The organism is Curvivirga aplysinae (assembly GCF_009711445.1).
GTDB classification, from domain to species: Bacteria; Pseudomonadota; Alphaproteobacteria; order UBA8366; family Aestuariispiraceae; genus Curvivirga; species Curvivirga aplysinae.
The window spans coordinates 1-2,929 of the sequence record NZ_SMMC01000036.1; the positions used below are offsets into that span (position 1 = coordinate 1).

Annotated in this window: 3 protein-coding genes; all 3 read left to right on the plus strand. The window is 40.2% G+C overall.

What is annotated here, in order from left to right; genetic code table 11:
* Window positions 1–925: LysR family transcriptional regulator (locus E1160_RS00295; protein ID WP_218048608.1), on the plus strand; the 925-nt coding region annotated here is incomplete at its 5' end.
* Window positions 926–1,159: 234 nt separating this feature from the next.
* Window positions 1,160–1,705 (plus strand): heme NO-binding domain-containing protein, encoded by a 546-nt coding sequence (locus E1160_RS00300; RefSeq protein WP_155152997.1) that lies wholly within the window; start codon window positions 1,160–1,162, stop codon window positions 1,703–1,705.
* Window positions 1,706–1,708: 3 nt separating this feature from the next.
* The coding region (locus E1160_RS00305) for a PAS domain-containing sensor histidine kinase (RefSeq protein ID WP_155152998.1) at window positions 1,709–2,929 on the plus strand (1,221 nt) is incomplete at its 3' end.

A 2,929-nucleotide genomic window follows, 5' to 3' on the forward strand; every position in this document is an offset into this window, starting at 1 on the left:
TGTATTCAAATTATTGACAATGGATATTTTGACAAATATGCGCAGTTTTTGTGCGGTGGTAGAGCAAGGCAACTTCACCAATGCAGCAGATCATCTTGGAATCGCAAAAGCATTAGTAAGTAAATATGTTGCTCAACTTGAAGAACATCTGGGCATACGCCTGTTAAACAGAACCACAAGAAATGTTTCTGTGACTGAAACGGGACAGCTTTATTATGAACGTTGTCAGCAACTTCTAGAAGATCTTGATGATCTGGAGACTTCTATTCAAGCTCGGGATGCCAAACCGCATGGAAGACTTAAAATCACGGCACCAACAACCTTTGGCGAATTATATCTCACAGAAGTCATTTCAGATTTTCTATCTGAGCACCCTTTTGTAGAAATCCAACTAACGTTAACAGATCGTTTTGTAAATATTATCGAAGAAGGTTTCGACCTAGCGCTACGCATCGGTAAACTAGATGATACCAGTCTAGTTGCGCGAAAATTGGGCGATATACGCCTAGTTACTTGTGCATCGTCAGAATATCTAAATAAATATGGCTATCCTTCCCACCCATCTGAGTTAGGTGACCATGCCTGCGTCTTAGACAGTAATATGAAAACAGTAGATCGATGGCCATATCACGAAAATGGAAAACAGGTAAATATTCCAGTTAAAGGCCCATTTCAGGTGAATAGTGCCCAAGCCGTTAGAAACACCGTTTTGAATCATGCAGGGATTGGGAATTCGCCAATCTTTGTTGTGAATAAAGACATCAAAGCAGGGCATATTAAAATTTTATTGGAAGATTATGAATTACCTGCACCGGGTCTATTTGCTGTTTATCCTCATCGTAAACATCTAGCGAACAAGACCCGCGCTTTTATCGATTTCCTCCAACTAAAGTTTAAACATACCCCTCCATGGAAAATCGATTAGTTCGATTCTACTTAACAATACTCGCGAGTTTGTCCTCTAGATTTTTAATACCTTCGCAAGACCCTTATTAAATCTGCTCCGAATAGAAGAAATTGTATCTTTTAATTCTACATCCAGGCATACCTTGTTACTTGTCATGTATGTTTGCCCTAAGGCATCCTCCCCATATGGGGATATTTTCTATTTTCAGTTTAAGGAATACTTGATCATCAATTAATATTTGAGGATAGGAAGATGAAAGGTATCGTATTTAACGTTTTCACGGGTATGGTTGATGAGAAATTTGGGGAAGAGATGACAGAAAAACTCATTGCCCAAAGTGACCTTCCTTCCAAAGGCGCTTATACTGGCGTAGGAACCTACTGTTTCAAAGAAATGGTGGCATTAGTGACTGCACTCAGCAAAGAAACGAACCTTCCTGGAAATGAATTACAAAAGATATTTGGTGAATATCTTTTCGGTAAACTAGCCGCTAAATATCCTATGTTCCAAACGGACGAGGATACGCTATTCACCTTCCTTGAAAAAATCGAAAACTCTATTCATGTTCAGGTAAAAAAACTTTACCCGGAAGCTGAGCTACCAACTTTTGAAAATACCCGTCCCTTCCCTCATGTGTTAGAATTAACATACCAATCAAAACGCCCCTTTGCAGATGTAGCTGAAGGGTTAATACGTGGCGCAATGGCACATTTTGGTGAGGAAGCTCTCATTGAACGAGAAGACTTTGAAGTGGAAGTAGGTTCAAAAGCGCTCTTTCGTTTAACGAAACAGGTTTAATATATGACAGATACTCCTGAAAACACAGAAACTGTTCCACGCGCAAGATACATCCGTGAAAAAGCCGCACGTGAGCAAGCCGAAGATTTGTTAGAAAACAAATCTCTTGAGTTATATATGGCAAACCAGTCTTTGGAAGATGCAGTACGTAAGGCAAAAAATGACTCAGCCCGCGTGAATGCCATCATGAATTCCATGAAGGATATAGCGATTGCAACTGACGAGCAATTAAATATTCACGATGCCAATATTCAGGCGATTATGTTTTTAGGAAAAGCTTTGCCGGACTTAAAAGATCAGAGTCTTTTGCAAATGCTCCCAGTATCCAATCCTCCCCAATATCAAGATTTAATTAGAGAGTTTCTGGATGAAAATTCGGAAGTCCAAGATATAGAGATCTTCTTCAATAATGATGATCAAACTTGTTTCGAGCTATCTATCTCCTCTTTCCAACATAATGATGAAACCTACCTGTTACATATCCTGCGTGATATTTCACGACGTAAGGTTATGATGCGTGAACAACAGCGCATGGAAGGGGAACTCGCACAAGCTGCAAAATGGGAAGCCGTTGGACAATTAGCCGGTGGCATCGCCCATGAAATCAACACACCTTCACAGTATATTGGTGACAATCTAAAATTCTTATCAGACTCCTCCAAAGATGTTTTCGCAATTTTGGAAAAAGCATTGGCCTTAAAAGTCGCATGTAACGGTAAAGAAGAATATGCCTCTCTCGTTGCAGGAATTGATGAGGCTATCGAAGAATATGACTTACCTTTCCTCTTGGAAGAATTACCACTTGCTTTCCAACAATCAAGTGAAGGTATTGCCCAAGTTTCCCGCATCGTCTTAGCGATGAAAAACTTCTCTCATCCCGGGACAGAAGACAAAGAACCAATTGATATTAATCAGGCAATTGATACTACATTAACTGTCTCACGCAATGAATGGAAAACGATTGCCTCTCTTGAAACTGATTTTGACGAAACAATCGGCGCAGTGAAGTGTATTCCTGGTGCTATGAACCAGGTCTTCTTAAACCTTATTGTAAATGCAGCCCATGCAATTGCGGATCATAAGAATGGTGCACAGGGAGAACTAAAGGTTAGTACCAAGAAGCTTGATGACCAAGTGGAAATCCGTATCTCAGATACAGGCGGTGGCATCCCGGAAGAACATCAAGCTAAGATTTTTGATCCGTTTTTCACAACAAAAGACGTT

Excerpts from the sequence above, each read along its gene's own strand:
- E1160_RS00300 (WP_155152997.1), top strand. The coding sequence starts at position 1,160 with ATGAAAGGTATCGTATTTAACGTTTTCACGGGTATGGTTGATGAGAAA.